The 2,520-nt window shown below is 62.3% G+C and carries 3 protein-coding genes; all 3 read right to left on the bottom strand.

Features of this window, described 5'->3' with window-relative positions:
• Window positions 1–506 (bottom strand): MFS transporter (locus AAC083_RS00890; protein WP_219927931.1); only part of this gene is annotated, 506 nt, incomplete at its 3' end.
• Window positions 499–1,251, bottom strand: coding sequence for a pirin family protein (locus tag AAC083_RS00895; protein WP_108537837.1), 753 nt, complete (start codon window positions 1,249–1,251; stop codon window positions 499–501). The genes AAC083_RS00890 and AAC083_RS00895, both read right to left, overlap by 8 nt.
• Window positions 1,252–1,298: 47 nt before the next feature.
• Window positions 1,299–2,520 (bottom strand): amidohydrolase (locus AAC083_RS00900; protein WP_108537840.1); only part of this gene is annotated, 1,222 nt, incomplete at its 5' end.

Raw genomic sequence — 2,520 nt, forward strand, 5'->3', positions numbered from 1 at the left:
GCGATCAGCAGACCCGCCAGCGCCGGGCCGATGGCGCGGCTGATGTTGATCCCCATGCTGTTGAGGGCGATACCGGCTTGCAGCTCCTTGCGATCCAGCAGGCTCGGCACGATTGCCTGCCAGGCCGGGGCCAGGAAGGCGGCACCACAGCCGAGCAGGAAGGTTATGAGCAACAGGCCGTGACTGCTGATCCCGCCCCTCTGCACCTGAAACGCCAGAAAGGCCGAGGCCATCAGCATCATGGCGTTCACCACTAGCAGCAGGCGGCGCCGGTCCAGGATGTCGGCCAGGGCCCCCGCCAGCAACGCCAGCAGGAAGACCGGCAGCGTGGTCATGGCCTGCACCGCGGCGATCATGCCCGGATCCGGGTCCAGACTGGTCATCAGCCAACCGGCGCCCACGTCGTGCATCCAGGTGCCGACGTTGGAAAATAGGGTCGCCAGCCAGAGCACCAGAAAGGCGCGCTGTCGAAACGGCGCCCAGGGGGTGACGGTCTGGTTAGCCATGGGAACGCTCATCCATGCGTTGCATCTCGATGATGATGACGTGGCCATGGCCGCTGGGAGCCTTCATTCGTAGGGTGGCCGGACCGGTGACTTCCAGCGAGTCGCGTTCGACCAGAGAAGTCATCCCTTCCAGCTCCACGCTACCTTCCATGCAACTGACATAGGCCTGACGCCCCTCGGCCAGTTCGAACACAACCTCGGCATCGGCGCGGGTCAACTCGGTAACATGGAAGTTGGCGTCCTGGTTGAGGTACAGCGGGGTATCCAGACCGCCGTGCAGCTGGCTGACCAGGTGCAGTAGACGGTTCTCCCGCTCGCTGGCCGCAGGCTTGGCGCTGCCATAGCGGATCTCCAGCCCCTGGGCCGGCGGCAGGATCCATATCTGCATGAAGCGGGTCCACTCATCGTGCCTGTTGAGCTCGGCGTGGATCAAGCCGGTGCCGGCGGTGATGGCCTGAATATGGCCACGCTCGAGCACCTCCTCTTCGGCAGTGACGCTGTCCCAATGGGTCAGTTTACCGTGCAGCAGATAGCTGACGATCTCCATGTCACGGTGTGGGTGTTGGCCGAAGCCGCTATGTGGCCGTACGTCGTCATCGTTGACCACCCGCAGCGCACCGTAGTGGATATTTTCCGGGTCGTAGTAATTGGCAAACGAGAAGTGGAAGTAGGTGTTGGCAGGGTGATACTCACTGGCCGGCAAATAGTGAAGCTGGTCGGCAGGGCGCTTGATGAATCGAGTCATGTAATGTTCCGGTAGAAAGCGCCGCCAGTGCGGCGCCCTGGTGAAGGTCAGAAGGCGAAGCAGGAACAACCGAGTGCTCCCCAGAAGGAACGGTCGTCGGAGACCGGCATGAAGGAGTTGCGGGCCTTCTCATGCTGGTGCTGGTGAACGCCACAAGGGCCACAGCACTGGTGGGGATGGGTGCCTAACGGAGCCTGCTGAGCTGAGGCCGGACGGTAGTGGCCGGGAACCAGCTTGGTCGGCGACCAGTCGGGCAGGATTGGCAGCTCGGGCGGAGCCATGCCGCCAAAGGAGCCTTGGGCGAACACAATCTTGCCACCGACCAGGGTCAGCACTGACTCGATCCCATTGATTGATTCTTCCGGTACGTGGAAGAAGTCCTCGGAGAGTACAGCCAGATCAGCGAGCTGACCGACTTTGATCATCCCCTTCTTGCCCTGTTCGCTGGAGAACCAAGCACTGCCGTTGGTCCACAGGGAAAGAGCGGTCTCGCGCGGCAGGCGGTTACGCTCGTCATACATCTGCAAACCACCGACGGTACGGCCGGAGACCAGCCAGTAGAGGGCGGTCCAGGGGTTGTAGCTGGCAACACGGGTGGCGTCGGTACCTAGCCCGACCGGTACGCCGGCTTCCAGCATACGGGCAACTGGCGGCGTGTGCGAGAGTGCTTCCTGGCCGTAACGTTCGGCGAAGTATTCGCCCTGGAAGGCCATGCGGTGCTGGATGGCGAGGCCGCCACCAAGCGCCTTAACTCGATCTATGTTGCGTTCGCTGATGGTCTCGGCATGGTCAAACATCCAGTGCAGCCCGTTGAAAGGGACGTCGCTGTTAACCTTCTCGAACACGTCAAGCATGCGCGAGATGGATTCATCATAGGTGGCGTGCAGGCGAAATGGCCAGCGATGCTCGACCAGGTGACGCACCACCCGCTCCAGCTCGTCTTCCATGCCGGGGGGCAAGTCCGGGCGTGCCTCGAGGAAGTCCTCGAAATCGGCGGCTGAGAAGACCAGCATCTCACCGGCCCCGTTGTGGCGGTAGAAGTCGCTGCCGCTGCCTGGGGCCAGCATGTCGGTCCAGCGCTGGAAGTCGTCTAGCTCCTGCTTGGGTCGCTGGGTGAAGAGGTTATAGGCGATGCGGATTGTGAGTTGATCCGCCTTCTCCAGCTCTTCGATGATCTGGTAATCCTCGGGGTAATTCTGGAAGCCGCCGCCAGCATCGATGGCACTGGTGACGCCGAGCCGGTTCAACTCGCGCATGAAGCGGCGGGTC

The organism is Aeromonas sp. HMWF014 (assembly GCF_963878295.1).
Lineage (GTDB): Bacteria > Pseudomonadota > Gammaproteobacteria > Enterobacterales > Aeromonadaceae > Aeromonas > Aeromonas popoffii.

Bases quoted from the DNA above. Each gene is read 5' to 3' on its own strand.
- AAC083_RS00895 (WP_108537837.1), bottom strand. From the start codon at position 1,251: ATGACTCGATTCATCAAGCGCCCTGCCGACCAGCTTCACTATTTGCCG.